Below are 26779 nucleotides of genomic sequence, written 5' to 3'. Positions count from 1 at the left end.
AATATTTGGAGTGCCGCCACTTACATCATTTTCGGTGCCCGGCCGCCTGTCTGCGCTTGCGCGGGCAGCGGGATGTTCGACGGGCCCTGGGCAGGCGCGGCCTTCGGTGCCGTCCACGCCGCATGCAGCTCGGCCGCGCGCCTGTCGATCTCGGCCGGGCCGGCGTCACGACCCAGTTCGCCGCGTGCAATCCGGGCCTCGATCTCCGTGCCCGCCTGCATGCGGGCATCGAACCGGCGAATCACCTCGGCACGCATGCGCGCGGGTGCCCGCTCAAGTGACTTTTCGAGGACTTCGCGCAACTGCGCGACGGTTTTGAGTGCTTCAGGCGTGGGCGCTGCCGCCATGTCCGCAGCAGGCGAGAAACGCGCTGCGCTGGCCGCCGCTTCCGGTTTTGGGTTTGACGGCGCGGCCGCTGGATTCTCCTTCGCCGGGTTCGTCTTCTGCGCGACATCCGGCGTCGGCGACGTTCCGGCCTTGATCGTCAGCGCCGCACGTTCACGCTTCACGGCCTCGAGCAATGCCTCGTCGCTCTCGGCGGGCCTGAAGCCCCTTACCTCCACACCCGCGAGGGACGCTTCGATCCACGCGTTGCGGCGGAACGTTTCGCTGCCGCGCACCACGATCGAATCCCAGTTCTTGGCCTTCGCTACTGCCATCATGTCGGCAATCGTTGAGCGATCGTTCTGCCGGGAGTACAGGCGTGCCCCGACATCCTCGAAGTGCGGCTGCGTGGTCGCTGTCGGATCCCGCTGCGCGCCCGACGTACCCAACCCGGCCTCCATGCCATCGAGCTTCCAGAACCGGCCATCCTTCACCATGTAGCGCGCAGCGATATGGGCGGGCACGTCGTAGCCGTCTTTCGTCACGACCGGCTTGCGTGAGGCAGGATCGACGCCGATCTGGTTGTCGCTGCTGTCGGCGATACCCGCAACGCCAGCCTCGTGCGCGTCTGCCGCTGCACCGGCGTCGCCCGCGTGCTGCCCTGGCATCGGCTTGCCCTGTTCGCGAAGCAACCGCTCGGCGGCCGCTCGCTCGCCGTCGCGCACCGTGCGCACGCGCTCCAGATCCTGAGTCGACACGGAGTCAAACGCCGGGCGCTCCGGATCGTTCGCCGGATTTCTTGCGTCCGTTTCATTCTGCGCGGGCGTCTGCGTGCGCCCGATCTGCGTGTCGATCATGCCTGACACCGCCGGTGTGTCCATCGACGTATCGTTCGCAGCGCGGCCGGGCTGAACAACGGGTTCGTTCGCCGCCGCCGCGTCGACAGTCGGGCGAGCGACGTCCTCGTTGCCGGGCACGGCATTTCCTGTGATGCCACGGCGGCGCATTGCGTCGTTGATGGCCGCTGCATCGCCGACGTCGGCAAAGGTCACCGCATCGCCATCCGTCTTGACGTCCGGCTGCGCCTGCGAGGCTGGAGATTGCTCCAGTGATGCATCGACCTGCCTGTCGAGTGCTTCGCGCACGTAGGTCACGAACGGCTCGCGGGCGGCGGGCGACAGAAACGCAAGCTCATGATCGAGCGCGGCGACAACTTCGGGCGCGCTCTTGCCTTTCCCGAACTCCTCGCTGATGCGCCCTGTCAGCTCGCGAAAGTCGGCCAGGTCTTTCGCCACCATCGACCAGTCAGTTCTATCCTCGTGCTCACAGCCGGTCGCAGGCATCGTGGCCACAGGTTCGAGCGCTTCGGCGATGTCAGCGAAGGTGGCAATGCCGTCGTTGCGGTCTGGCTCGCGATGGCGATGCCGGTGTTGCGGCGCGACGCTTGCCCCGTCAACCGGAGACGCGTCGTCCACCGGGTCGGAATCCGTCACGTCGCGCGCAGGCGTGCGCTCGTCGATTTCCATCGGACTCAAGCCCGCTTCATCGCGAAGTTTGGCCAGCGCTTTGGCTGCCCGTGGCGGCAGGGTCTCCGCCGCAAAACCAGTACGGTTGCGGATCTGCTCGCCAATCGCGCGCTCGCCATCGACAGCGTTGCCGGACATGCGCCAGGCTTCACGATGGATCGACTCCAGCCGCTGCTCAAGCGCGAGCGTATGGTTGACCTCGTTGCCTCGCAGCGTGATCGCCGTCGTAATCGACTGGATCATTTCACGAAAGCGCCGGCCGAGCGCCGCGTCGTCCAGCTTCGGCTGAGCAGCGTGCCGGCCAACGCGCGCGCCCTGCACATACAGATGTTGCCGGTCGGCGAAATACTGGTGCCGCGCCTGGACACTGGCGTCCCGCACTCCGTCAATCATCTCGAACGCGGAGGCACCCTGCGCGCGCAAGCGGTCCCGTGCCTCCAGCCCTGCCTTTTCCGCGGCGGCCTGAAGGGAGTCCCGCACGAAGGCGTGGGACTCATCGAGCGGTTGACCCATTAGCTCGCTCAGCCGTACGGCTTCCCGCTCGATGTCGGCTTCACTGCCGAACAGCGTCTGCTGCTGCCCGCGTACTGGTTGACGTGCCGGCCGGCCGTCCTGCGCTGTCTGCGGCTCATGCGCTGGAATCCACCGCGCAAACGGCCCAACGTCAGTGCCACCCGGCACGTACCATTTTTTCGATCGCCGGTCGAACCTGGCGCCCAGATCGTGCGCCGCGTCCTTCTCCCTGAACGGGACGTCCAGATACGTCCGTTTGCCTTTCGGCCTGTTCGGGTCAGCCATGTGATACCTCCTTTGCCTCGTTGTCCGCCGGCGCGACAGTCGCGAGCGCCGGTTCAATCCCGTCCTGGACAGCGTCATCCCCGCCTGCCACGTTGAAATCGATGCGGATACCCCCGAGCATTTCGCGCACGTCCGCGCGCATCACGACGCCGAGCTCGGCCAGGTCAGCCTCGAAGCCTGCGAGCGCCATGCCGGTCGCGAGTGGCCCGGGTGTGCGATGGTCGAGCGCGAGAAGCTCGGCCGCGGTCAACGGCTTCGCACCGGCCTGACGTGCAAGACGGATCTCGCCAGCGGCCCTCGCCGACAGCGCCGCGTGATACGTCTCGGGGCTGTGCGTCGGGATACCGTTCGCGCGCAGCTCACCGGCACGCCAGGCCGCCTTGATTTCGTCTTCGGTGGGCAGGCGCTTGTTGATTGCAGCGAGCATCGGACTGACCGAGCGCATGCGGTCGATGAACAGGTCATCCTCGTAGTAGGTCGCCTTCTCGCACAGGATCGGACGCTGGAAACCAAGCACGATTTCCTGGTCCTGCTCCATGCGCTTCAGTTCCTGATCGAGCATCAACGCGCGGCCCTGATCTGACGTGTTCGTGCCGGTCGACGTGTTGCGGCCGTGATTACGGCTTTTCGAGGTTGCCTTCTCGGTGAACGTGCCCAGCGTCTCGGACAGTTCCTTTGCATCCTGCTGGTTGCCAGGCGCATACGCCACCAGCACTGCGTGGTTGGTAATCAGTGTGCGCGCCCCGGCCAGCCCGTACAGATCGTTCGGCTCCAGCTGCGCCTTCGACTGCAGGATCGTGAGCAGTCGAATCCAGTAGCCCGCGATGAACGCGTTGCCCTTGTCGAGTACCTCGATGCGACCGAGCGCAGTAAATTCGTCCCCCACGCCAAGACACTGATATTTGATGGCCGGATCGTCGCCTGGCAGCACGTCGAGGTTGTCCTCGATCCACTGCGTGTAGAACAGGTTGCCGAGCAGGCTCGCGACGGCAAGCTCACGCACCGGCAGCACAACGTAGATCGACATCAGCTCGCGCCGCACGCGGTCGAGCTCGAAGTCGCATGCGCTCGTCGCCTGGTCGACGATCGGGTTGCTGAACAGGCGCAGACCGGCGTTAAACGTCGCAACAATGTTCAGCATCGTCTCGTCGGGCGAGGCCAGCACGCGCGAGAGCGCGCCCAGGCAGTCGCCCGACAGCGGCACCCCCTTCTGCGGCTCGTGCTGCATCAGGTCCGAAAGGTGCTCACGCACTTTCCTGTCGGGCGTGGTCGCGAGCCGCAACACCTGTCCGAACGTACAGTCACCCGTCATCTCCATCAGGTAGAGCGCGAGGCCCATGAGCAGGTCACTCGCCTGCTCATAGAAGAACTTGTTGCGACCGTCGGTCGTGTGATACAGGCGCGCTGCAATCGCCTGCAGGCGACCGACCCGCACGAAGGATGCACTCTTCGCAATCCTGAAAAGCGGATTCCAGCGGTGCGTGTAGCCAGTCTGATCAAATGGCGCCCAGCGAAACACCTGCTGGCCGCAGGCCTGCCGGTACCGCGACGTCAGGTCGTAGTTCTCTCCCTTCACATCGAGTACGACCACCGAATCCGGAAAGGTGAGCAGATTCGGGATCACAATGGCTGCACCTTTGCGTGAACGCGTTCGCGCAGCAACCATCACGAACTCCGTTCCGCGGAACGTCAGGTACTTGCCCTTGTACCGCCCGACGATGATCGACGGGTCGCGGTGATCGCCCTTGCGGCCGCCCCTGTTTCGACCGCGCCCGTTGGCCTCATCGAGCAGGCCGTACCGCCGAACCTCGTAGCTGTAGGCGAAGCGGGCATCGCCATGCAGTTCGCGCTTCGGCTTCATGACCAGCGCCGCGACGATCGCCGCTACCGGCACAAGCGGTACGATGACCGATGCCGCTGTCGCCATCTGCAGCGAGCGTTTCACCGCCTTCACGTCCCCAAAGGCGCGCCAGTAGTCGTGCAGCGTCCACAGGCCGATTGCGGAGTCCGGCAACTTTTCCAGCTTCGCAAACAGCATCGCGCCGACGTACTGGCCGGCCGCAGCGAGACCGATCAGAACCACCAGTGCAAGCAGACCGGCCGCGATGATCCGGTCGGCAAGCGTTGCGGTTTTTAGCAGCACGGCGCTCGCACACACGCCCCACAACGCGCACGTCACGACGACGAGAGCAATCACGGCGCCCATTTCGACAGGGTCGCTGATCGCATCGAGATGAAGCAGACGGCCGGCGGCGAACATGACTGCGCCGGACACAATGCTAAGCAGTCCTCCAACAAGGAGACGGGCTTTCATGCTGACGCTCCCACTGCCGCGTGCGTCTGCCGCTCCAGGGGTTCCCGGCCGGTATGCCCGCCACTGTCACCAATGCCGGAGTCGTTCGGTCGCGCTCTCATGCATCACCTCGCAGAAACCTGTTTTTTGTCGCCGGATCAAACCAGATTTCCGTCAGATCGCGGTTCTCCATGAACAGCACCACGTCGACCGTCGTGCGGATCTCGCGCATCAGGTAATCGAACGGGAGCGTCTGGCCGACCGGGCTTTGCTTGACCAGCGTGGCGATGCGCGTGAGCGTCGCGATCGAGTCGTTCGCGTGCACCGTCGTCAACCCGCCCTGGTGTCCGGTGTTGAGCAGCGTCAGGTAGTCCCAGGTTTCGTCGCCGCGCAACTCCGCAAGCAACACGCGATCGAACTTCATGCGCAACGTCGCCTTCACCAGGCGTCGCGCCGGAATCGCCTCGCTGTAGAAGAGGTGAACGTGATTTCGATGCAGTGGCAACGGCAGCTCGTGGGTATCCTCGATCGTCGCCAGACGCGCCTCGCGCGGAATGATCGGGATCAGGTCGGCCAGCGCCTTCATCAGCGTGGTCTTGCCGGAGCCCGTGCCGCCCACGAGCACGATGTTCAGCCGGTTCAGGATGGCCAGCTTCAGAAACCGCACGACATCGCGCTGCGCGAGCGCGTCGAGCATCTCATGCTGGAAGCGCGCCAGGCCATAGGCGCCCAGCGCCCGGGACGGATTGAACACCGCAGTGGCACGACTGACGTCCATGCCCTCTGAGCCTGCCCGTGCCGCCGCGGCACCAATCTCGCCCGGCGTCATTGCGCTACTACCGCCGGGTGCGCCCCGGACCACATCACGGAACCTGGCGAACCGCCCGGCGTCCGACCACTGCTGTACCGAAAGGCGCGTTGAATTCGGCACGCGGATCGTCAGCGACACAGTGCCCGGCTCGCACGCCGGTGGAATCACGATCTGGCCACGCTCGCCGTCGGGCAGGCGCACCGGCTTTTCCGGCTCGGCCGCCGATAGCGGCGGCTTCGCCTTGTTGTAGATGGCCAGGGCCGGTGCAAACTGGTTCAGCATTTCCAGCGACGCATTCGGAAGATCATGGCGCTGCCAGCCGTCGAGCGTTTCGGTCCAGCCTTCATACGGACGGTTAATCGCAAACTCGGTGACGCCGGGCATCGCCAGCATTGCGGCGATGCCGAGTGTCTTGAGGTGACTGCGTACCGTAAGACTGTCGTCGTATTGCATACTCATAAGCATCTCGAATTAAATGAATCAAGGCGTCGCCAGTTCGTACACGTCGGAGAAGTCCACATCGCGCGCAACGAAGATCGTCGTCATCGACCCGTACTGCGAATACGCGGTCGGCGGCACGTTGATGGTGTTGCGCAGCGCTTCGGCCGCTACCTCACCACCGGCATTCGTGGTGTTGTTAAACTGGATGCCGCTACTGCCTGAGTTCGCGGCCAGTGTCGACAGCGCCTGACCGGCATCGCTGATCAGGCTGACCATCATGGCGCCGCCAAACCGCGTCCAGAAGTGGTTGTCGACGTAGGCCGGCAGGCCACTGCCGCCGAGCGCATCGGCCGCCGGCGAATCGAGTTGCACCTTTACGCCGTCAGGCGTCGTCAGCCGCGTCCAGATCACGAAGATCCGCGCCTGACCCTGCATCAGCGCCTGCCGCTGCTCGCCCACGACCTCGGAGCCACGCTCGACCAGCAGCACCTTGCCGTTCGCCGAGTACACGTCTTTCGCCACATGGCAGGTGGTCATGCCCGGGTAGTCGGTCACGATCTCCGCACCCTGCACGCACGGGATCGTGGTGCCCGCGATCAGCAGGTAGTCACGCAACGGCATCAGTTCCGCCTTCACCGTTTCCAGCTTCGATGGCTGCAGCTTGCTGTCCAGTCCATCCTTCGCGAATCCGGTATGCGAACCGGTCAACCCGGGCGTGCCACCAGGGGCTGCCGCGTCCGTCGTCCTCTCATCCTTTGATGCGAGCAGCACGTCGCCATCGAGCTTGCGTTGCGCCGGCGTCTCGACCGCGCTGGCCGCCGTCGCCGTAGTGGTCCCCGCGGCAGCGCCGTTTCCATTCACCGCACTGGCTGCGTTCGCATGCGCAGGTGTAGCAAGCGCCGCGCTAGCTACAGCCGCTTCCGACGCCATCGCCGCTTCCTCTGCCCGCTGCTTTTCGATCTTTGCCTTGTCGCGCGCAAAGTCGTGCCGGTCATCTGACGGCTTGTCCTTTGCCGCTTCCGCCCTTGCCGCCTCGGACTCGGCGTGATGCTGCGCCGACCACCGTTTGATCGCGACTCCCACTGCGATCGCGCCGAACAGCAGGATCAGCACCATCCCAATGACGATCGGAAGCATCCGGAACGGGCTCCTGCGCTTCGTGCGGCCAACACCCGGCACCCCGCGCTCGCCTATGCCGGCGGGCTCGACCGGTGTCGGGTTCGCCAGGTTTGGACCGTTCAGATTGATATCGTCACTCACCGCCCGCCTCCTTTTGCTTCACGAGCCGCACTGTGCCCGGAATCGTCGTGCCTGTCGGGTTCAGCTGGCCGTCTGGCCGGTAAGCGTTGTTGCGGATGCCGAGCACGGCGTCCCCCACGCGCAGGTTGAAACGCTCCGCCGTGTCGTGCACGACGAGCACGGGGCCGCGCATGTCGTCAGGATTGACGAGCGCTTCCTTGCCGTCCCCGTACACCCGATAGATCTGCGGCAGATCACGGCTCGTTCTGAACTCGAAGTAGGTAAAGCGGCCGTCATCCCACAGCGCCGTGGGTGCGAGTGTCGTGTCCCCATGCATGTCGTAATTGAAGTTGCCCACGCCAGACGCGCTGACGGTCTGTGCGAGCAATGCCCGCGCTTCGGCCGAGCGCACCGCGGCGGCCGCCGACGCCTTTGCACGCGTGTCCGGATAATCGAAGGTCAGCGACCAGACTGCCTCCTCGTGCCTCCTGACCGGGACCAGCTTGAGCACATAGCGACGTCTGTTCGTGAGCAGAATCAGGTTGGTGGCCGCCTGCGGTGCCTTCGGCTTGAAGAAGAAGCCGTTGCCGGCTGGGCCAGCCGTCCATGCCTTACCGTCGCCCATGCCGCCGCCGTCAATTTTTTCGCCTTTCTCGAAGACGAGGACAGTCGCCTCGCCCGGGCGATAGGCGATCCGGTACGTCTCATTCGGGTCATACACGGCGCACGCAATGTGCCGGTCACTGCCGCACGCACCGGGCACGACTTCGGCGACAGCCGGTAGCGACATACCGAATAGCGCGGCAGCGATCGACGCTGCAGCAAGCGCTTTCGGGAACCGGATGGTCATGGGTTGGCCCCTCCGGCCGGTGCGCTCAACGACATACTCGACGGTGCCGACTGGGACGATGTGGCCGCCGACGGCATCGGTGTCGCGCCGTCTGAGGTGCTGCGCGTCCAGTCGCGGTCGACCGAGTAGCTGGTGACACGAAAGCCCGTTGGATTGAGCTCCTGTTCGTCGCTGCGGGTCGGCAGATCGCCTATCTCGTAGGTGATCGTCGCGACCCAGTATTCGGTTTTAGGTGGTGCTGGCGTCGAGCCACCCTGCGACGACAAAGAAATCATCGTCTTCGAGAAGAACACCTGTGCTGTTGATCCAACGAACGTAATTGCACCTGGGCGCACGATCACGCGATATTTGTCGGTGAGCACGTTTTGCGGCGAGTTCTTGCGGTTGTAGAGCGCCGCGTACAACGCCTGCTCGCGTGGCGAGTTCATCAGCGTCACGGTGTCGTACGCATCCTGGATCGTGTACCAGTCGTACTTCTCACGCAGCTTGACATACGTGCGCAGTGCTGCCCGCACCTCGAGTTCACCGAACGTCACGGATCCGCTGTGCGCGACATCAATCACCTGCACGTCGCCGGTCGCGGTGTTGTCCTTGATGATCACCGGTGGTGACGGTCTCTTTAGTTGTACTAAGGCTGACGAGCCAAGAATAGAAATAAGTGCGACAAACATGGCCCCGCCCGCAACGCGCCATGCAATCTTGGTCATGTTTTCCTGCAGCTGCTGCCGGGACTTCTCGAACGAGAGCGCTTCCCTGAAATACATCCGCGCCATCTCGCGTGGATCGGCGTCGGCGAGTTTCGCCGCAATGTGCTGCAGCGCGGTCGCGCAATTGCCGTCGACGGCAGCCACGACTGGCTCAGCCTGCGCCCGCGCCGGCTTCCACGACATCCATTTCATGGCGCACTCCCCTGTGTCGTATGGTTGACGGGCATCCACGGCCCCTCCGGTTGCGTTGGCTTTGGCGCCGACGAGCACGCAGCAAGGAGCGCGGCGCAGCAAAGCACGACGATTAATTTCACGTCAATCTCCGATCGGGTGGACTGTCCGCCGTCTCTGATCGCTCCGGCGGATAGACTGCCGCTTACTTCTCGCGCTCGAATTCGGAGCCAGGTGTAACGAGATGTCCATTCGACTTATCGATCGTCATTGCATATTGAATGCTGGAACTAACAATCATCTTCCCATCTACAATCGTGGCCGGTTGTTGGCGCATTACCGTTCCGACCTTGTTTCCATCGTCGTTGTACTGATCTTCCCGATGCGAAACATAAAAATCATTTCCGCTCCCATTTCTGCTAATGACGATATCTTTATAGTCCTGACCACTAACGCGCGCCCACTTGCCGATGTACTGATCACCATCATTGCCCTTGCCGCATCCAAATTGCGCCAACGCCACGACGACCACTACTGCCGCCTTCGCAGATCGAAATTCCCTCATGGACATCTCCTGGTATGTAAGATCACACGCGGCCAATCGAGTTGGTAGGCGCCGATGATGCCCCACTTGCGCGCCCGCCTGTCAGCCTGGTCGCCCTCATGGCTGCGCTGGCCGCGTTACCGAGCTTACCAACCATCGAGGAGATGCCCACGCCACCGGCAAGTTGCGATGCGAGTGACGGCATGCTCAACGACACCACGATGAACACAAGCCCCGCCCCGATGATCTTTCCTTCAATTGCATAGGTCAGCATCACGTTATGCACGTCGAATGTCTTCGGCAGTACAGAGGTCATGAAACTCACCTCGATCGCGCCTGTTGCACCGAATAGTGCGACAAGCAGGCCATAGTTCAGACACTGTCCGACCCAGTTCTGGAAGAACTGGCGCGTCGCCGGGAAAAGTGCCGCTACAACGAAGGCCGGCCCGAGCGCGAGCAGCAATCCAAGAGCGAACTTCGCGAGGATGATGTATGCCGCTGCAATCGCGAGAAACGGCACGCCGACCAGCAGGATGCAGATTGCAAGTACTGAAACTTCGATATAGAGGCCGACATCGCTCCACGTCAGTCCCGCGTACATTGCCTTGATTGCGGAGATATAGAGATTCAACAGAGTATCGAGCCCACTACTCAGGCTGTTGCCACCCATCAAGGCACTACTCAGATCGTCCCCGAGGCCATTGAAGAATGGCACGACGTATTCGCTGTAGTAGCTGATATTCATCCCGAGCGTGAGCACAGCCGCCCACCCTGCCATCTTCAGCAGGAAGTCGGATATCGGGCTGTCGTTGTGGCCACGCCAGTACGACACGAGTACGAGCAGGACGTAGAGACTAAAGCAGGCAGCGACCAGCGGACTGATCAGTGAGATCATCCGGGCCGAGCCGGTATTGATCGTGTTCAGCACGTTCTGGTCGAACGAGTTGAACATGTCGCTAAAGATCTGCAGTTGCATGGTCGCACTCCGCGTTATTGATCGGCGTTTTCGTCGCCGTTCAGTCTTTGCTGCATGTCGTTATGGGCAGCCTGTTGCGCGAAATCCTTCTCCGCATCCTGAAGTCGCGCCGCGAGATCGAGGCGCATCTTTTCCGCGTTAATCGACGAGTTCTCTGCCGCCCACCGGTTTTGCAAATCGGCCTTCGCCGCCGGATCCTGCGTGAGGTTCGACTGCTGCATCAGCTGCTGGATGTTCGTCAGACGGTCGATTGACGCCTGATACGAGCGCATCGCCATTGCCTTGTTGGCGGCCAGAGTATCGTTCAGACGTTGCTGGCCGGGTGTGTACGCGGTCATCCCCTCCTGGCTCTCGATAGTGCTGGCGAGGCCGCTGATTCCGTTCAACTGCCCGCTCTTCACCTCGTCGTAGACCGACTGCCACTGATCCGGCAGGTAGTTGCGCAGCGACGGGTCATTGAAGATGTTTCCGAGGCCGCGATTGCCGATCGTCGACTGGTACTGGTCCGAGAGCAGGCTGTATTGCTGCTCCAGTTGCTTGACGGTCGAGATCGCCTGCGCGATCGCCTGCAGGTCGATCACCGGGACGCCCTGCGCGTGCGCTGCCTGCATCGAGAACGTGGCCGCGATCAATGCGGCGCGCGTCAGAGTGCGAATGACTTTCATCGTCATGCTCCCAAGCTGGGCTGCAGTTGTCGGCAAACCATCGCCAGCACGTGGAGGTTGTGCGGCACAATCGGCCGGAGACAGCGCCGGTCGTGCCCGTCCGCCCGCTCCTTGAGCTGTTCGCGCGTCGCTGGCTCGATCGCCGACGAAAGGTGAGGACCGTGTGTTGTCATCATTCGGTTTCCTCAACAAGTTCGGCCTCGTGCTTTCGATCGCGTTTGCCTTTGCGGCGTGCCTGGAACAGCTGCATTCGCAGGTCCGTGTCGCCATGTGCGTCGCGCGTGCATTCTTCCCAGATCGCAACGTTGTCCAGACTGCTGGAAAGCACCGCGATCTCGTCGTTCATGCCGCCCAGGTCGAGTGTTGCAAACGCCGACTGGTTGCTCTGCTTGATCAGGAACGTGCGGGACTCCTTCGACAGCCTCTTGAGCGTGTCGAATTCGCGGTCGGTCAGGTTCAGGAGCTTGTAACCGTCGCGCGTCGCGTCCGGATTCGGCAGATAGATCTTTGTCGCCGTCAGGTCGCGGATCTCAGCGAACACCGGACACTGGATTGCGTCCTCCGGCGACTGCGAATCCAGGATCAGGAATTCGTCTGCCTTGCGGCCCGTCTTGAGCGACTTGCGGATCAGCTCTTGCGTAGTGGGGTAGCTGGCCGGCAGCCAGAATTCGGCTATCACCGTCGCGAGCAGGCCGCCCCTCTTCTGCATCTGGTCCTTGAGGTACAGCAGGTGTGCAAGCACCGGCTCCGTGGCGGCATAGTCTTTCTTCAGGAAGTCAGTGACGTCGAAACCAATCCGGCGCACGTCGGTAATGTTCGTCAGCGCATCCGGTACGTTGTCCAGCGCCCATGAGAATCGACCGTTAGTTGCGCCACACCACTGGCTCAAACGTACCCACAGGCCGTTCTCGTCGCCCGTATCCGGAATCGACTCCAGCAGGCGGCTGAAGGTTCTGTGCTCGATGTTCTCCAGCTTCATGACCGTGTCGACCGCGTGCTTGATCTGCCGCTGGTCGTCAGCACTGAGTTTGCCGTTCTCGTCGCGGCAGCACGCACCCACCAGGTCGTAAAGGTGCGCGAGGTTGCGCTTCGTCTCGGGCAAGCCAAACGGCGCAAGACCGGTCGGCTCGCCTTCGCGCAGCGTGTAGTAGACAGCGCCCATCTCCTCGAGGAAGATCCGCAGACCCTGATCGAGATCGAGCGCGAAGATCTTCGGGTCGAACCGCTCGAGGAAGGCGAGCAGCATCGTCTCGAGGGTGGTCTTGCCCGTGCCGGTCGAGCCGAGAATCAGCGTATGGCCGGCAACCTTCTCGCCCACGCTGTCCTCATCCAGGCGCGAAGCGTGACAGTTCAGGCTGAACAGGCTTTTCGCAACGGTCTGCACCGGCATGAGGGCCGAACCGTCGCCGAGCGGATTGCCGCGTGCCTTGCCGGCCGAATAGGTATGCATCGAAAACGACGACGCGAGACTGCGGGTCGATTTCGGCATCGGCCGCGGCTTCGTCCTGAATCCCGGGACCTGGCTCATGTACGTGAATGGCGCCGATGCCGTCGCCTTCACGAACTTGAAGCCGCAATCGTTCAGCGCCCGACTTGTTACGTATGCGCCGTTACTGATTGCCTTCTCCGGCGTGTCGCCGTACACGACGAGTGCACCGTGATAGTCGCCGAATGCGAGATCGCGACCGGCGATCAGCGCCACCGCATCCTCCAGTTCCTTGATCTGGTGCTTCGCCTTGTCTTCGACCGACCTCAGCTGATTGATCTGGTCTTCGATCGCCTTCATCGCTTCGGCAGTGCTCAGACAGCCCAGGCTCTGTGTGAAGGTGAATTCGACGGGCAGCGACAGCAGCGGATTCGTCTGCCCCCAGCCGGCCTTCGGAAAATCCTTCAGGTCGTAGCAGACCGCGAACCGGGTTGAGCGATCGGTGCGGATCTCAACCGTGTCGTAGTGGAAGTGCAGGTGCGACGTCGGGATCAGGTCGCGTCCGGTTGCCTGCGTGACCGGCACGCGCTCGTCGACGCCATTCACGAGCTCGCCAATGAACTGATACGCCTCCGAGAACAGGATGCCGTTGTGCCCGTATGCTTCGAGCAGTTGAGGATCGTAGGCAACGAGAGCCTTCATCAGCCCCTCGCCCAGCTCCTCGAGCTCGCGCACCGTCTCGTCCAGGTCGTCGCCCTGCAGGATCGCGGTGATGTAGAAACTGTTCTCGAAGTGATCGTGCCTGCGGAAACGCCGCAGGTATTTGTCGACGGCCTGCTGGATGAACGGATTGCAGAAACGGTACTCGTCGCCGAACGAGATGCGATGGCGGCGAAACGTGGTCCACAGCGACAGGCGATTGCCTTTCTCCAGCGTCATCGCTGCCAGCTGACGGTTCCAGCTGTCGTAGCGCGCTTCGATCTCGCCACGGCTCACCGATTCGAATGGGACGCCGTTCACGCGCATCACGAGGAAAGCGCCGCCGTTGTCGATGCTCGTCGCCGTTTCCGACACCGGACGGCCGATGCGCGGCAGCTTGTCCTCCGCGGACGCAACGAGCCGGTTCAATTCGTTGCTCACGCGCATGCTTCGTCTCCCGCGTACGGCATGTCGTCCGCGCCGCGAATGCGACGGCGCTCCTCCGCGGGCCGGCGAAACACGTCATACATCGTCTTGCCCGAACCCTGAGCACCAACCGTCATGGTGTGGCCCACAATGGACGGGCACGCACTGGCAGCGCCATCTGACGACGGCGCAGGATTATGGTCATTCATCTTCGTCGTCCTCTGCTTGCGCAAGCAGACGCTGACGCAGCGCCTCGAAGCGCTCAAGGTCCCGGCCGCGCGAAAACGAGCGGGTGTACACGTTCAGGTCGCGGCCATACCGCATCGGTGCGAGCGTGTATGTTCTGCCGAATACCGACACACGACGGCGGTCCAGCCAGCAGCGAAATTCCAGCCACGTCAGGCGCAGTGCCTGGTCATCTGTCTCGCAGACATGCCGGAAAAACAGGAACACGGGCACGCCAGCCGAGCCGATCAACAGACCGCCGGGACCGAGCACGAAGCCACCGACCATACTGGTGATCAGCGATGTGCAGCCAATGATCAGCGCCGGGAACATCGGGACGCCGCCGATCATCGCGGTACGGTTCAGACCCGCGTAGGAGGGGTAAAGCGTGCGTTCGTCGTCCATGGTGATTCAGGCGAAGAGTCCGAAAGCCCAACCTGCGAGCACGAGTGCCGAACCCACGCCGGCCACCTTCGCGATGCCGCCACCAAAGTCATGAATCCAGTCGGCCTTGTTGGACCAGCACTGAACCCCAACCCACAGGAGATACGAACCGGCCATCACGCCACAGAATCCGTAAAACCATAGCGTGAAGGTGTTGGCCGCCGACGTGCCCGCTGCCAGACCACCGCCCGCCCAGGCTCCGCGGGCGGCCATCGACATGGCCACTGCGCCGATGCGCCTCGCATTCCTGCCACGCAAACGCACCAAAGCCGCGGCACGGCCGGTCAAGGGTTCGAGAAGAATCTTCTTCATCTGCCTGCTCCGTCAAAAATCGCCCAGGGCGTCCCAGGCTGGATGGTGATTGACCGGTTGGGCGTGGTCGGCCCCGGTGTCGGTGCTCACTGCGTCATCGGCCCGCCGCACACGGGCCGGGTGCACTGCTGCGCGCGATGCTGTGTGCACAACGGGTGCGTTGCCCACCGGTACGACGACGATCGGCGGCACGACAGCAGCGCTGGCTTCGCTATCGGGCACGTTCGCAGCCACGCGCTGGACATAACTCGTACCACCCACATCCGGTTTGAAGCCGCGCGTGAAATTGCCGCTGTAGTAGCAGCTAAGCGCCGCACGCACGGCATCCTGCGGCACGCGTCCGCCGGCGGCCGCGCGGGTGTAGCAATCGGCGAGGATGACGCCGCCCGCGCGGAGGTTCGCGCACGGATCGAACGCGGTTTCAGGGGTAAGGCCATAGACCCGCAGGTTCGCGCGATTGACCTGGGCCAGGCCCATGCTGTAGTTCCAGCCAGCCGCATCAAGCGCGCGTACGGTCGCCACCGCCTCATCGCGGTTACGCGGTTGGCGCACCAGGTGGCCGCCGACCACGCCGATGGCGAAGGGATTGAAGCCGGATTCCACCTTAACGAGCGCCTGCAGGGTCGTCGGATAGATGGCCGGGGCGCATTGCTGCGCGAGCATCGCGAAGTCGACTGGCATCATGACCGCTCCGTTGCGGGCCCAAACGCGAGGTGGGTTTTCATGTGGCGCCTCGGTCGCGCCTGAGCCGATGCGCGACGCCTTCAGCGACGGCAACCTCGACCGCAGGCAGTTGGGGCGTCACCCGCATTGCAGCCGTACCGCCCACGCGCAGGTCGAGAGCGGCCGGCACCATGGCCGATAACGACAGCCCCTGCATCCGCTGGACGGCCCAGCCTATGTAGTGTTCGAGAAGGCAGCCCAGAGCGCCGCAGCCCCAATCGGCGAGCACGCCCAGCTGCAACAGGCCCATTTCAACGGGTTTCGCAAGGGGATGTCTAAAGAGGCCGCGCATGGTTTACCACTCCCGGTTGTCACTCGGCCAGCTGCGTCTGTACGCCACGCAGCCGACCGCGGCCCAACCCAGACCCACGATGGCCACCGCCATGAGCTCGCGCAACGACGAGTGCCGCTCCACCATCCAGTACGCTGTGCCAAGTAACGATGTTGCGCCCACGAACAACAGCAGTGCGCACGCACCCTTTCGGATCCACCCGAAAACCCTGCCCATTACGATGACCTCCGATGTGGCCAGACCCCACTTGCATGCTGCGAGCCCGTCGTGCCCATGCGGCTATCCCTCCGACCCCGCCCCACGCGCGCGGACGAAGCTGCCGCACGGTATCTCGCTGCGCGCAGGATCTCGATTTGAGCATCGACAGCGTCCACCTCTCTCATTAATCATTTAGGAATGCTAACGTTATACACCGTTGAATAATATGGTTCTGATCAAAGCCTCGTGTAACAGGTCCAGATGAGGCGTTTTCGCTATTGCTAATGCGGAAACTGACCGATTTGACAAACCATTTCAATGCAATGCATATAACTTAGTTATGCTTATTGATTTGGCGAAACCTCCCACAAAAAAACGTTAGTACGCTCAGCCCGTTAGCTATCTCCTTTAGACGTCACAACCCCGTCCTTGAGATCTAGCAAGACCGCGGCGTTGAGTTACGTGTGGTCTTTCCGTTTCGAGCTGGGCCGCTAAGCACGGAATTCCTTGCCAGATTGTTCGTCTTCCACTGTTTTCAGTACCATGGGTGGCCCGTATACTGGTCCGATGAGATGAATTTCTTCCAGTATGGGACATTTTTGTCCCATACGCAACACAAAAGACCAATTTAAATGCCATTAACGTTTGGTTCGCGCCTAGCCGAAGAGCGTGATCGGCTCGGATTCACTCAGGGAAACATCGCCGAGTGGACAGGCATCAACCGCAAGACTCAATCTGCCTACGAAAAAGAACAGCGCTATCCGGATGCTGGCTATCTGATGACGCTAATCGAGCACGGCGTGGATGTCGCCTATTTGCTAACCGGGAAACGAGCTGCGCGCTACGGAGCGGTGGATGAGCAATTGCTACAAAAGGTGTTTGCGACCATCGAAGCCAGCATCTCTGACACAGGTATTCCTGTGGATGTTGAGAAGAAGGCCAAGCTGTTCGCACTCGTCTATCAAGCGTCCTCAGAAACTGGGCAGGTAGATCCGCTGATCGTGCGAAAGGCAATCAGCCTCATTTCCTGACTATCTCAACCGGTTGCGTGATTCAACACTGCTGCCCGCTTAATTGCATCCACAGGCGCCTGCGATACCGCGTGCAGGCCCCGCTCTCTGTCATCTCCGCACCCCGTTCCCGCCGCTCGACAATTAATTGCGCGTTTTTGGAACGCGACTCATACCGCGCGTGCTCAGTCAGCCAGTCGTTTGGCTCGCGCCGAAGTCGGAACTGCGAGCCAACAATGCTATTCATCCGCCCCTCTTCAGAATTTCTCGCTTCACTCAGGCGGCCTAGCGATCAACTGGCACTGCAGTGACACTTTCGCCGAAACACCGTGACAACTTCAAGATGCCCAAATACTCTGGTTTTTTATGGGAACTTGTGCTACGCCCCGCCGCCCTGGCTTCTAAGTGCCCGGACGCTGCGCGACGGGGTCTGCCCGCCCCTCTTTTTGCAGAGGTCGGCCGCAGGTTTTTCACGTCTTGTACGTTCTGCCGCATACATGCGGGAGCGATCGCCTTGCGGATCGACTCCCGCTTCCTGAAACAAGCGACGAAACAGGACAAGCGAGCGACGGAAGTGTTGATTGGCAGCGTCTGACTCGACATGCAGGCGCTCCGGGAACATTTGCGCATTCTCCGGCGTGACATGGCCGTTAGTGGCATCCGTAATTCCCCTCGCCAACCAGAATGCATAGTGTGGGAAAAGGCGCGCCAGTGCCTCGATCATATCCGGCGTTGGTCGTTGGCGTCGATGAAATACCTTGCGCCACCGTTGCGTGGAAATTCCAGTGTACTCAGTCAGCCGCTCAAAAGGGCCTCGCCCTAGCTCCGGAATTTGAATCAATTCGGTAAACGAATCGACGACTCGCCGGAGCGCTCCGCGCCGCAGGCCACCTTCCGTTTGCCCAAGCCGTGCTTGCTTATTTAGAAGCACGATAAGGCGATCTTCAATCGTTGTAGACATGTCCAGAATATCCTGATCCGGTGACTTGTCCTGTTAGGCCACAACATTTCGTATGAAAATACTGCACCTCCCTCTGAGCATGCCATCTCGGTTACACTCGGAAACATTGATGACAGTCGTTCGGTAGTCAGTCGGCAAGAAGTTTCCTTGCGGTCTGGTTCAGAGTGGCGGGCGGCAAATCGACTAGATCAATGCGCGGCGCATAGTAAGCGACTGGTAGACGCGTTTTGTCGAGCGTGCATAGCTCGGATCGTAATGCGCAACCATTAGGGGTGCGAGCAATTCCAAATTTTCCGAACTGCAGCCAGCTCGTCCCATGTGAAAGCCCACGCGTGACCTTAACGGCACAAAACGCATGGAGGGGCTACTTGCGGCTTCGCAGATCGCTTCGGCATCGAGGGCGTCGTTTTTTACATGAGCGCCGCCCTTGCGGTACGGGGCGACAAACTGGGGTGGAATCAGGCGCACGTCATGTCCGAGAGCGCGGAGTTCGCGTGCCCAGTAGTGCGCGGCGCCGCAGGCATCCATTGCAACGAGACACGGTTTAAGTTTCGCAAAACAGATAGCGAATCGATCGCCGCAAGCGCAGTAAGCTTCCGCAGGGTTGAAGTCGCATTTATTTCGTATTCCTTAATTCATTTCCAAAGAAGGCAAGGAATAAGAGAATATGAAGAGCGCCGCCACATCCATCGCTACACGACGAATTTGCACTCAACCCACGCACCCTCTTTTGTCGTCGCTTCGTTTTGCATGCCGGTTCCTGTGTGTGGGTTGGTCGATCAAATGACCTTTCAAACTATTGCCCACGCGTGGGTTTTCTATTCGTCTTAGGACCCGGTTAGGAAAAATAAAATGCGCTCGACGCGCCACGCTCGCCTGGAATCTATCGACTTCCAAGACCGTTTTTTGTTTGACGCCCTGACCGGGGCGTACGCGTCCATCGCAAGATGGGGTACAAAACGATCGCGACGGCGGACGGGACCGATCCAGAGTCTCCGCAACAGATGCTCTCGAAGATCGTCGAGACCCACACGAAACTGAAGATCTCGTTTGATCTTGGCTTCGAGGGTCCGTCGGTCAGCTTCCCCAAGGTCGATCGCAACCACCCCATGCTCAACGCAATGCGGGGCCAGTGGACCATGTCGAAGGATAGCCTGAAGATCATCAAGAGCGCCGGCTCCCGTGGTGCGGGTACCGTGCCTATCGCGACCGGTATGGTGTCGGGCGCATTCGCTGAGATCGAACCGACGATCTACATGCCGGTCGATCTGTTGGTGGACCGCGGATTCTCCGCTGAAGAGCTCGCGTCGATCACGCTGCACGAGATCGGTCGCGTGTTTGTCTATTTTGAGTTCATCTCCGCACCGCTACGACTAACCAGGTGCTGGCTGGTGCCGCGCGTCAAACAAGATGAGAGCACGGGCACTGGACACCGCTGACACACAGAAGGATCGTACGGTGATCCTGCTCGCGGCCCGTGAAGCACTCAAACTCAAGGACTTCGATGCGAGGAGCTGGAGAACATCACTGATAAACGGGTCATCGAAGCCGTCCTCTTGTCGAACGTTGTGCGCGAGAGCCGCTCGGAGCTGGGGAGTGACATCTACGACGAAAACAGCTACTAGTTCCTCGCCGACCAGTACGCGACGCGTCATGGCGCGGGGCACTATCTCGTGACCTCGCTGGACAAGCTCTACAGGTCGTCGTGGGGCATCAGTACCCGGTCGTTGCCGAGCTTTGTGATGGTCGAAGGCCTCAAGCTCGGCACGCTGACCCTGAGCGTTGCACTGCTCGGCACGCTTCCCGCGTTTTCGCTCTATGCGGGTTTTCTGAGTCTGATCATGATCGCTTCGGACAGTCATCTCGACGCGACCTACGACCGTCCGAAGATCCGACTGCAGCGCATTCGCAACCAGCTGGTGGAGCGGCAGAAGCTCAGAACGCTGCCAGAGGACCAGCACGAAGACATCAAAGAAGATATCCGGTACATCGACGCTGCGTTGAAGGACTACAAACCGCCCGGCGCTGACCCATCGCTCCATAGATCGAGTCGTCAAAGAATGCCGGACGCAGCCAGTCCCTCAGCCACGTTAGACCGCATTTTCAAATCCAGTGCTCTGCGTTCGATCCGACAAGTCGTCGTCCAATGCGATGGTGCATGTCATCACTGCTGAGCCGTCCTCGCGCGTCGGCAAAACGATGGGTAACTCTGCGAAGAGAGGTTGGCTGGCTCGCTAATGCGTGCGCGGAGTAACTCAACGAAACTCAGGAATAAGCTGCGCTCTCCAGTGCGCAACGCCGTCGCGACTTCTGGCTCTCGCGCCGAGGTGTCCTCTGCTGAGAACCATGGTTGTGATGTCGGGGGTTGGTGCCAGCGACGCGGGCTTTGATTGATTGCGAGTCGCACGACGTTGTTTGGGCTTGGCCGCGTGGCGAAGGCCTCCGCAATGAGATCCGTGGCGCGCTTGAAATCGGTCGTCGGTAAGAGATCCGGTGCCCACGAAACCAAATCGGCCACCCCTCGGTAGTCGCTGCGCAAGGCTCGATCGAACCGTATGCGGACTTCCTCCGGTATCAAAGTCCGGTCTTTGGCCACAGACCCTCCGTGCTCTCGTCGATTTTGATCATGTATTGGTGTCGTTTATTACGAAATACGTGATGCGTACTACGGAAGCGTACTTCGGCAGCTGTGTGCTACCTCCAGCACGTTCCCGTTTACGGTGCGTGGGGTCGTGACCTCCAAAACGACGCTTATCCCGTGAAACAATGCCGATGAAATCCGCTGAAACGCCTATCCGGCAAGGGTTAGATCGATGTGTAGGAAACCTTAGGCGTGTTTCACGCGCGAGCCACAGAGCGCTTTGAGAGCGGCGAGATGTGTCGCCACGTCGCGCGTGAGCTGCCGCGGCGACTCGTCGGTCTTTGCGGAGACCTGAGCGCTCGGAGCCGGAGAAGCAAAGCCAATTCGTTTGATATGGCCCCGTTTAATCAAATTCACGAACTCTACAGCCCATTCTCCGCTGACGCGCCGGGCGACGTCCTCACCTGAGCGATAGACGGTCAAACACGCCCCACCCTCGCTGACGACGTAGTGTTGCATGCCGCTAGCGTCCTCGAACGTCTGGCCATCGAGTTGCGTGAGTTCGCGTGCAGCGCCTTGCTTCGCCTGAGCGGCATCTCGGACAGCCGCTTGTTCGGCGGAACGGGCGCGCAGTTGGTGGCCGAAGTCGGTCGGGCTTGCGAGCAGTGCTCGCAGGTAGCTGATCGGGTACGTTGCCTTGCGCAGTGGTTCCCAGCAAACCTCGACGACCTCGGAAAGCAGTTTCCCAGCTTCACGGGCTTGGCGCATGAGCTTGAAGATCAGGAAATCCGTGAAACCGAGCGACCGCAAACGCTGCAGGTCTTGCGGCGGTTGTCCGGCCTTGTTTGTGGAAAACTCCCCCGGTTGTCTCTTTTGAAAAGATGTAGGGATAAGATCCTTAGTATTAGCACCGTCTGCCACACTGTCATACGGCTGCTTAAATTCTTTCTCGGACTGGGCAGTTGCTTCGGTAGGCTGTGTTTCGGCTTCAGCGGCGGGTGCGTCCACGAGTCCGAGCAACACCGCAGCTTTTTCCGTCAGATGCAGATACGCGCGTCCGAACAGACCCGCTTCGACGTAACGGCGCTGCGGGCGACGGTCGATCAGGCCAGCGGTCTCCAGGTCCGTGAGGCTGCGATAAAACGTGCGCTCGGATTGCATTGCGCGTTCGGTCAGGAGCGTGCGACGAGCAAAGATCTCACCGAAGGGTTTGTCGGCATCGACGGTGCGGGCGAGGGCGGCCAGAACCGCGCGTGCGCGCGCCGGGACGCCGTCGAGCCGAGCGGCCCGATGCGTCGCCCGGAGGATGACCCAAGGGAGGTTGACGTTGTCAGTGGAGAGATCTGCTTGCGAAGGGTGTGTTTGTCCCTCGCCAGCCGTACCGAGTACGCGCGCGATAGCCATAGCCAGTCCATTTCCAAGAATGGATTCGAAAAACGCTTGACTGACCAGGGGGATCGGCTACACTCGGTGCTGTACAAAGCCTGCCCGGTTATGTACAGAACTCGATGACTGGTTGGCGCCAGATATCGGGTAGGTAGCTTAGGACCCAGTCCTCAAGCTGCTGGTCAAAAGCCTTCGGTTCCAGCCGAGGGCTTTTGTTTATGTGCCGTGCTTAGCTCACGTCAACGCTCCTGAAGGTTAGTCGGCATTGCCGACTCCTTAAAAATCAATCACTTAGTCATTCTGGATGGTGGCTGCTGTCTTGTGCCATCCGCTCGAGATGCAAGCGAATCGCCTCTTGAGCCGCACTCGCCTGCTCTTCCGACTTGAACTCGATGCGCATGACGTTGCCCACACGGCGCACGTCGCACCAAGTCGCCTTCCCTGCTTTGACCTTGAATTTCTCTGCTGCCGCGGGAGCCCTCGTCGGTGCGTCAACCGTCCGCGCAAACTTCAGCGCCTGCTTCTGATCGAGTTTTTTGTCGGCCAACTGCTTGACTGCCTCGATCACCCGAGCCGATTTCCCTGCCTCTGCGAGGCTGGCCAAGTCTGCTGCTGCTCCGGCTCCGAGGATCGTCTTGTTCGTGTCGACGATCTCCAGCACTTCATCGGGGAGCCGGCCGAACGCGAACAGATCACTCACGGCCTGCTTCGAGAGACCGGAACGCTCGGCAACATCGGTTTGTGTGAACTCGGGGTGACCTTCCTGGAAGCGCTTGAGCCCGATGAATTTCTCGTAGTCGGTCAGATCCGACTGCATCAGGTTCGCGAAGAACGCGCCGTCGGTCGCTTCGACCTCGTCTTTGGCGGTGCCCAACACACAACGAATCGTGGGTAGGGAGAGGTCCCTGTGCGTGTCCACGCGATGGTGGCCCGACCAGATATCCCACTCGCCGTCAGGGCGCGTGAGAACAACGACCGGCTCGATGAGTCCGTTGTGGCGAACGTTCTCAAGCAACTCGACGTACTTCTCGCGCGGCTTGAACCGCCGGCGACCCGGAACCTCGTGCAGCTTGTCCACCGGCAGTTCAACTGCGCCGCCGGTATTGCGCGCCGCTTCGAGCTCGGCGGTCAGCTCCTCGATCTTCCTTTGGTAGCGTTGGGCCTCAAGACGGAAAGCGCCAAGCTGACCAGGCATCGTCATCGGACGCTGTTCAGCGATTGGCGTACGTTCCGTGGCGCCCTCTGCAACCTTGTCGGCGAGATTCGCCGTCCGCGCCATCAACCGGTCTTTAAGTTTGCTCGACATCTGCCACCTCGCTACCTTGAGCCGCAATCTGCAGACGCCACGCGTGCTGCAGTTCAGCTTCCAACTCATCGATCACGCCGTCGAACGACTCGAGCGCCCGGTTGTACGTCGCGGTCGAGCCGTCGTACTTCGAGAGGTCGTAGATCGTTTTGAACTCGGCTGTCGCGTTCTTGACCAGATCGCTCTCCAGTACCTCGGAGCGAGCAAGCAGTTCCGCGTAGGTCTGCTGGATCCAAGACTTCACGACATCGGTGGTCGAAACACCCGGCTTCACTTTTGAGAGCACGACCTTGATGAATGCAAAGGTCTTCTCCACCGACCGCCCATCGGACAGCGAGCGGAAGAGTTCGGCGAACTGCCGGAAGAACTGGGTGCTCGACGCGTAGTCGAGGGTTTCCGGGGGCAGGGGGATCACCATCCCGTCCGTCGCCATGAAACAGCCGATCGCGAGATAGGAGAGCGTCGGCGGCGTATCAATCACCACCACGTCGTAACGCTCGCGGATCGTATCCATCGCGCTGTCCAAGACCTTCCAGAACTCGTAGTCCGGTTCCGAAGCCTGCTTGTTCGGCAGATAGTAGTCAGCACCGAACAGCGCAGACGACGACGGGATGATGTCCAGACCGTCCCAGTACGAGGGGATCGCGACGTCGATAAGATCGGCAGCTTCACCGTAGACAACCGGCATCACCGTCATCTCTTCGGTGACTTCCGGCGTCGGGACATAACCCATGAGCGTCGTGGACGACGCCTGCGGATCGAGGTCAATCAACAGCACCTTATGTCCGTGCAGGGTTAACCCTTGGGCGAGCGCAACGGCGTTCGTCGTCTTTCCGACGCCACCTTTGAAGTTGCCGACGGAGATGACAATGCCCTTAGCGCCCTCGGGGCGCGGCTCGTAGGGGCCAGCCAGTCGCACGAACTGTTGGGCTTCAGCGAGCGTGAACTCACGATTGCGTCCGCGCATCGTCCCAACAGGAAGGCCTTCTCGGTGGCCGCGAGTACAGAGATAATTGATCTGTGCCCGTTCGAGCTTGCAGATCTTCGCGAGGCGAGCGCCCGTCACCGTGGGCGCTTGCTTGCGCGGCCACGGTTCGAGCAGATCGTCGCGGAGCTTAGCGAGAGTGCCCTCGGCGCGATCGGCGATCGCGTTGAGCTCGTTCACCCCAATCGTGATTCTTGGGGGCGAGAGGTCTTTAATTGCCATGTCTGTAACCTCGTTTCACGTCCGTCATCGAAAAATGCCAGATTCTTCGAAATCCGGCGACGTAATCGTTTAGGCGAAATGTAGCGGGTTAACAACGCCCTTGCAAGTTAACTTTCCTGGGTCGTACCCCAGGGAAAGCCGCACCGGGCCTGGCTGTGGCGGAAAATCCTCGAATTTGGATCAGGAAATCCCACCTGGACAAATGGAATTTCTTGCCCACTCAGGTGGCGGCGCGTTGGATTTGCAGTGCAGCACTGTTCTCCTCGCAGCGAGCGATGAGGTTTGCGTGGACCTCTGGGTCGTGAAAAATCTCCCACGTTCCGCAGAGATGGCCAAGTTGGTGGACGATCAGTCGCACCGCGGGGTCTTCGCTTGGGTTGGTCCCGTCTTGGTGACAGGCGCCGATAGACTGGATCAAAGCTCTGCCGTTTGGGAACCCCGTAAAAAATTAACTCTGCTTCTGGTCGTCGGAGACCAAAAAAGTAGGCGTGGCATAAGCCCCCTCCGGAGGAGGGAGCTTGTGGGATGTTCAGTGGGCGTGCCGAGCCGCGGTGCGCGTAAGCTGAACCCGAATGTTCGAGTAGCTAAGGCGTTGGACAGAGGCGAGGCTGATCAGCCAGTTCGGCTTCTCTTCCCGCAGGTGCCGCTGATCGTTGTAGATGGTTCCTTCACAGACGCCGAGGAAAGTCGCCATCCGTCAGCCGGTGAATCCTTCGGCGCGCATGCGGGCGATCCAACGCATGCGTTCTTCCTTCGTGAGCCACGCTGTGACGATTTCGTGGCCGTCCAGGTAGTGACGGATTTCGGTGTAGCGTCCGATGCTTGCCGTTACCACCGCGATGTTCAGGATCTTGTCCAGTTCGATTAGCACGCGTCGGTTGGACTTGACGCCCGTGGAATACATTTCGTCGATAAATTGCTTGATACGGTCACGTACCGTCGCCGCAGGACGAGGCGTCGCGCCATCTGATGTGCGATCGAGGGGAACTGCAGAAGGAAATACTGCAGCATCGCGACCGCATGCGCAAACTGCTGGTCACGCTCGGCTGCTGGGATGAGGTCGATCACAAACAGTTCGCCGGCCGGCTCGCGCGTGACGAGGTGCGGTGCCACGACGGTGCGCCGCTCCCGCCCGAGTTGCGGGAGCGGCTGCTGCGCGAGTGCCAACGACTGGCGCTGGCCGAGCAGCAACTCGCGACGCTGGAGAAGACACGCCAGGCGAACGTGCCGGCTCTCGCGCGCCAGCGAAGCAATGCCCTTGCGCGCCTGAAGGGGATAGGCGACGTAGGCGCGTCGCGCCTCGCGCTCGAGCTGCAACCGTCGTCAGGTGGGCGCCTGCGTAGGGTTGGTGCCGCAGCTCTATGAGAGCGGCCAGAGCCATACCGACCAGGGGCATTAGCAGGCAGGGTAACCGGAGAGTACGCGCGTTACTGGTCGAAATGGCCCACGAAATACAGATGGTCCTCTTTTTGAGCGTCGCCGCAGACCATTCAGTCCGACGGTGTGCCGCTGTCTTCCATGTCGTTTGATCCGTGCGTCGTCCGCATCTTCGAAGGATCAATTTCCCAGATGAGCCCGTATCCAGCGGCGTAACATAATAGTGCCCAGGCAGAATAAGGAATGTCATTCTCGGCGCTTGTCCAGCGTCGGATATGACGCCCGGTTTTGTCCTTTAATCCAAGATATGCAGCCGCGGAACGGTCCGTCATTCCAGACTGCCGCAGAATCTCCTGAATTTCTGCACCTGTAGGCTTCGCCCAGTAAATGCCGGGTTGCAGGCATTCGCGGCGGATGGTGAGGTAAGTATTTTTGGTAGTCATTTGTGGTCCATGGAATCAGCCCCCACGGCTTCGCCGCGGAGGATACACGCTCCCTTCGGTCGCTTGACGGCCCCGGCCCGTGGTCTGCCTGGGCTATACCGGATCGTCCCGCCGCTGACGCGGCGCGCCGGCGCTCTCCCCATGTCCGACGATGCGGCCATGGGGGACCCCGTGCGCCTCGATCCGGGCGCGCGGCGCGCGCGATGCTCCCGTCATTATCCAGCCCCCACGGCTTACGCCGCGGGGGATACACGCGCCCTTTGGGCGCTTGACGACCCCGGCTGGTGGCCGGCCTGGGCTATACCGGATCGTCCCGCCGCTGACGCGGCGCGCCGGCGCTCTCCCCATGTCCGACGATGCGGCCATGGGGGACCCCGTGCGCCTCGATCCGGGCGCGCGGCGCGCGCGATGCTCCCGT

General features: G+C 61.2%; 24 protein-coding genes and 2 pseudogenes. 4 read left to right on the top strand and 22 right to left on the bottom strand.

Going from position 1 to position 26779, the window contains the following annotated elements; translation table 11 throughout:
- Positions 1-20: 20 nt before the first annotated feature.
- From AB4Y42_RS39670 to AB4Y42_RS39600, 15 genes are all read right to left on the bottom strand, one after another.
- A complete protein-coding gene (locus AB4Y42_RS39670; RefSeq protein WP_368697332.1) occupies positions 21-2648 on the bottom strand; it encodes a DUF5710 domain-containing protein in 2628 nt (875 codons plus the stop codon).
- On the bottom strand, positions 2641-4962 hold the full coding sequence (locus AB4Y42_RS39665) for a type IV secretory system conjugative DNA transfer family protein (protein WP_368697331.1): 2322 nt from the start codon (positions 4960-4962) through the stop codon (positions 2641-2643). The genes AB4Y42_RS39670 and AB4Y42_RS39665 overlap by 8 nt, the downstream gene beginning before the upstream one ends.
- 97 nt (positions 4963-5059) lie before the next feature.
- Positions 5060-6211 (bottom strand): ATPase, T2SS/T4P/T4SS family, encoded by a 1152-nt coding sequence (locus tag AB4Y42_RS39660; RefSeq protein WP_368697330.1) that lies wholly within the window; start codon positions 6209-6211, stop codon positions 5060-5062.
- 21 nt (positions 6212-6232) lie between these two features.
- Entirely contained in the window at positions 6233-7453 is a 1221-nt protein-coding gene (virB10, locus tag AB4Y42_RS39655; protein WP_368697329.1) for a type IV secretion system protein VirB10, read from the bottom strand.
- Positions 7446-8282 carry a TrbG/VirB9 family P-type conjugative transfer protein gene (locus tag AB4Y42_RS39650; RefSeq protein WP_368605626.1) on the bottom strand — a complete coding sequence of 279 codons (837 nt, stop codon included), beginning with the start codon at positions 8280-8282 and terminating at the stop codon, positions 7446-7448. The genes virB10 and AB4Y42_RS39650 overlap by 8 nt, the downstream gene beginning before the upstream one ends.
- Entirely contained in the window at positions 8279-9181 is a 903-nt protein-coding gene (locus AB4Y42_RS39645; protein WP_368697328.1) for a virB8 family protein, read from the bottom strand. Before AB4Y42_RS39645 ends, AB4Y42_RS39650 begins: the two co-directional genes overlap by 4 nt.
- 184 nt (positions 9182-9365) lie before the next feature.
- Positions 9366-9725 carry a hypothetical protein gene (locus tag AB4Y42_RS39640; RefSeq protein WP_266232655.1) on the bottom strand — a complete coding sequence of 120 codons (360 nt, stop codon included), beginning with the start codon at positions 9723-9725 and terminating at the stop codon, positions 9366-9368.
- A gap of 22 nt (positions 9726-9747) precedes the next feature.
- Positions 9748-10680 (bottom strand): type IV secretion system protein, encoded by a 933-nt coding sequence (locus AB4Y42_RS39635; RefSeq protein ID WP_368697327.1) that lies wholly within the window; start codon positions 10678-10680, stop codon positions 9748-9750.
- A 14-nt stretch (positions 10681-10694) separates the two neighbouring features.
- The gene (locus AB4Y42_RS39630) at positions 10695-11537 is read right to left on the bottom strand and encodes a type IV secretion system protein (RefSeq protein WP_368697326.1); all 843 of its coding nucleotides are present in this window, start codon (positions 11535-11537) and stop codon (positions 10695-10697) included.
- Positions 11518-13917 (bottom strand): transporter, encoded by a 2400-nt coding sequence (locus tag AB4Y42_RS39625; protein WP_368697325.1) that lies wholly within the window; start codon positions 13915-13917, stop codon positions 11518-11520. The genes AB4Y42_RS39630 and AB4Y42_RS39625 overlap by 20 nt, the downstream gene beginning before the upstream one ends.
- On the bottom strand, positions 13908-14105 hold the full coding sequence (locus AB4Y42_RS39620) for a hypothetical protein (protein WP_368691519.1): 198 nt from the start codon (positions 14103-14105) through the stop codon (positions 13908-13910). Before AB4Y42_RS39620 ends, AB4Y42_RS39625 begins: the two co-directional genes overlap by 10 nt.
- Complete coding sequence (locus AB4Y42_RS39615; RefSeq protein ID WP_133189229.1) at positions 14098-14526, bottom strand: VirB3 family type IV secretion system protein; 429 nt, start codon at positions 14524-14526, stop codon at positions 14098-14100. Before AB4Y42_RS39615 ends, AB4Y42_RS39620 begins: the two co-directional genes overlap by 8 nt.
- A gap of 6 nt (positions 14527-14532) precedes the next feature.
- Positions 14533-14877: a hypothetical protein gene (locus tag AB4Y42_RS39610; RefSeq protein WP_133189231.1), complete on the bottom strand. Its 345-nt coding sequence runs from the start codon at positions 14875-14877 to the stop codon at positions 14533-14535.
- A 12-nt stretch (positions 14878-14889) separates the two neighbouring features.
- Entirely contained in the window at positions 14890-15561 is a 672-nt protein-coding gene (locus tag AB4Y42_RS39605; protein WP_368697324.1) for a lytic transglycosylase domain-containing protein, read from the bottom strand.
- Between the two features lie 37 nt (positions 15562-15598).
- The gene (locus tag AB4Y42_RS39600) at positions 15599-15892 is read right to left on the bottom strand and encodes a hypothetical protein (RefSeq protein WP_368697323.1); all 294 of its coding nucleotides are present in this window, start codon (positions 15890-15892) and stop codon (positions 15599-15601) included.
- A gap of 830 nt (positions 15893-16722) precedes the next feature.
- Here AB4Y42_RS39600 and AB4Y42_RS39595 point away from each other — a divergent pair.
- Positions 16723-17121, top strand: coding sequence for a helix-turn-helix domain-containing protein (locus AB4Y42_RS39595; protein ID WP_368697322.1), 399 nt, complete (start codon positions 16723-16725; stop codon positions 17119-17121).
- Positions 17122-17479: 358 nt separating this feature from the next.
- Here the strand turns inward: AB4Y42_RS39595 and AB4Y42_RS39590 are convergent, their stop codons facing one another.
- Entirely contained in the window at positions 17480-18061 is a 582-nt protein-coding gene (locus AB4Y42_RS39590) for a hypothetical protein (protein ID WP_368697321.1), read from the bottom strand.
- A 333-nt stretch (positions 18062-18394) separates the two neighbouring features.
- Positions 18395-18619 (bottom strand): annotated as a pseudogene (locus AB4Y42_RS39585) (IS110 family transposase); the annotation flags it as partial.
- A gap of 446 nt (positions 18620-19065) precedes the next feature.
- On the opposite strand from AB4Y42_RS39585, the gene AB4Y42_RS39580 reads away from it, so the two are divergent.
- Together AB4Y42_RS39580 and AB4Y42_RS39575 are read left to right on the top strand one after the other, a co-directional pair.
- Positions 19066-19500 (top strand): hypothetical protein, encoded by a 435-nt coding sequence (locus tag AB4Y42_RS39580; protein WP_368697320.1) that lies wholly within the window; start codon positions 19066-19068, stop codon positions 19498-19500.
- A 234-nt stretch (positions 19501-19734) separates the two neighbouring features.
- Positions 19735-20235 (top strand): hypothetical protein, encoded by a 501-nt coding sequence (locus tag AB4Y42_RS39575; protein WP_368697319.1) that lies wholly within the window; start codon positions 19735-19737, stop codon positions 20233-20235.
- 653 nt (positions 20236-20888) lie between these two features.
- Here AB4Y42_RS39575 and AB4Y42_RS39570 read toward each other — a convergent pair.
- The 4 genes from AB4Y42_RS39570 to AB4Y42_RS39555 all read right to left on the bottom strand — a co-directional run bounded on the left by AB4Y42_RS39570 (position 20889) and on the right by AB4Y42_RS39555 (position 25412).
- On the bottom strand, positions 20889-22046 hold the full coding sequence (locus AB4Y42_RS39570) for a hypothetical protein (RefSeq protein ID WP_368697318.1): 1158 nt from the start codon (positions 22044-22046) through the stop codon (positions 20889-20891).
- Between the two features lie 277 nt (positions 22047-22323).
- Entirely contained in the window at positions 22324-23334 is a 1011-nt protein-coding gene (locus AB4Y42_RS39565) for a ParB/RepB/Spo0J family partition protein (protein WP_368697317.1), read from the bottom strand.
- The gene (locus AB4Y42_RS39560; RefSeq protein WP_368605640.1) at positions 23318-24541 is read right to left on the bottom strand and encodes a ParA family protein; all 1224 of its coding nucleotides are present in this window, start codon (positions 24539-24541) and stop codon (positions 23318-23320) included. Before AB4Y42_RS39560 ends, AB4Y42_RS39565 begins: the two co-directional genes overlap by 17 nt.
- Positions 24542-25238: 697 nt before the next feature.
- Complete coding sequence (locus tag AB4Y42_RS39555; protein WP_266232671.1) at positions 25239-25412, bottom strand: hypothetical protein; 174 nt, start codon at positions 25410-25412, stop codon at positions 25239-25241.
- Positions 25413-25471: 59 nt separating this feature from the next.
- On the opposite strand from AB4Y42_RS39555, the pseudogene AB4Y42_RS39550 reads away from it, so the two are divergent.
- A pseudogene (locus tag AB4Y42_RS39550) lies at positions 25472-25986 on the top strand (transposase); the annotation flags it as partial.
- Positions 25987-26031: 45 nt separating this feature from the next.
- On the opposite strand, the gene AB4Y42_RS39545 reads toward AB4Y42_RS39550, so the two are convergent.
- Positions 26032-26361 carry an XRE family transcriptional regulator gene (locus tag AB4Y42_RS39545; RefSeq protein ID WP_266232672.1) on the bottom strand — a complete coding sequence of 110 codons (330 nt, stop codon included), beginning with the start codon at positions 26359-26361 and terminating at the stop codon, positions 26032-26034.
- Positions 26362-26779 lie beyond the last annotated feature (418 nt).

Origin of the sequence: Paraburkholderia sp. EG286B, from assembly GCF_040965655.1 — a bacterium.
GTDB lineage: Bacteria > Pseudomonadota > Gammaproteobacteria > Burkholderiales > Burkholderiaceae > Paraburkholderia.
This window is presented reverse-complemented; position numbering and strand designations above follow the sequence as displayed.

Excerpts from the sequence above, each read along its gene's own strand:
- AB4Y42_RS39625 (WP_368697325.1), bottom strand. The coding sequence starts at position 13,917 with ATGCGCGTGAGCAACGAATTGAACCGGCTCGTTGCGTCCGCGGAGGAC.
- AB4Y42_RS39595 (WP_368697322.1), top strand. The coding sequence starts at position 16,723 with ATGCCATTAACGTTTGGTTCGCGCCTAGCCGAAGAGCGTGATCGGCTC.
- AB4Y42_RS39665 (WP_368697331.1), bottom strand. The coding sequence starts at position 4,962 with ATGAAAGCCCGTCTCCTTGTTGGAGGACTGCTTAGCATTGTGTCCGGC.
- AB4Y42_RS39620 (WP_368691519.1), bottom strand. The coding sequence starts at position 14,105 with ATGAATGACCATAATCCTGCGCCGTCGTCAGATGGCGCTGCCAGTGCG.
- AB4Y42_RS39670 (WP_368697332.1), bottom strand. The coding sequence starts at position 2,648 with ATGGCTGACCCGAACAGGCCGAAAGGCAAACGGACGTATCTGGACGTC.
- AB4Y42_RS39570 (WP_368697318.1), bottom strand. The coding sequence starts at position 22,046 with ATGGCTATCGCGCGCGTACTCGGTACGGCTGGCGAGGGACAAACACAC.
- AB4Y42_RS39635 (WP_368697327.1), bottom strand. The coding sequence starts at position 10,680 with ATGCAACTGCAGATCTTTAGCGACATGTTCAACTCGTTCGACCAGAAC.
- AB4Y42_RS39600 (WP_368697323.1), bottom strand. The coding sequence starts at position 15,892 with ATGCGCGGCCTCTTTAGACATCCCCTTGCGAAACCCGTTGAAATGGGC.
- AB4Y42_RS39615 (WP_133189229.1), bottom strand. The coding sequence starts at position 14,526 with ATGGACGACGAACGCACGCTTTACCCCTCCTACGCGGGTCTGAACCGT.
- AB4Y42_RS39645 (WP_368697328.1), bottom strand. The coding sequence starts at position 9,181 with ATGAAATGGATGTCGTGGAAGCCGGCGCGGGCGCAGGCTGAGCCAGTC.
- AB4Y42_RS39660 (WP_368697330.1), bottom strand. The coding sequence starts at position 6,211 with ATGAGTATGCAATACGACGACAGTCTTACGGTACGCAGTCACCTCAAG.
- AB4Y42_RS39640 (WP_266232655.1), bottom strand. The coding sequence starts at position 9,725 with ATGAGGGAATTTCGATCTGCGAAGGCGGCAGTAGTGGTCGTCGTGGCG.
- AB4Y42_RS39580 (WP_368697320.1), top strand. The coding sequence starts at position 19,066 with ATGCTCTCGAAGATCGTCGAGACCCACACGAAACTGAAGATCTCGTTT.
- AB4Y42_RS39610 (WP_133189231.1), bottom strand. The coding sequence starts at position 14,877 with ATGAAGAAGATTCTTCTCGAACCCTTGACCGGCCGTGCCGCGGCTTTG.
- AB4Y42_RS39565 (WP_368697317.1), bottom strand. The coding sequence starts at position 23,334 with ATGTCGAGCAAACTTAAAGACCGGTTGATGGCGCGGACGGCGAATCTC.
- AB4Y42_RS39650 (WP_368605626.1), bottom strand. The coding sequence starts at position 8,282 with ATGACCATCCGGTTCCCGAAAGCGCTTGCTGCAGCGTCGATCGCTGCC.
- AB4Y42_RS39605 (WP_368697324.1), bottom strand. The coding sequence starts at position 15,561 with ATGATGCCAGTCGACTTCGCGATGCTCGCGCAGCAATGCGCCCCGGCC.
- AB4Y42_RS39545 (WP_266232672.1), bottom strand. The coding sequence starts at position 26,361 with ATGACTACCAAAAATACTTACCTCACCATCCGCCGCGAATGCCTGCAA.
- AB4Y42_RS39560 (WP_368605640.1), bottom strand. The coding sequence starts at position 24,541 with ATGGCAATTAAAGACCTCTCGCCCCCAAGAATCACGATTGGGGTGAAC.
- AB4Y42_RS39590 (WP_368697321.1), bottom strand. The coding sequence starts at position 18,061 with ATGTCTACAACGATTGAAGATCGCCTTATCGTGCTTCTAAATAAGCAA.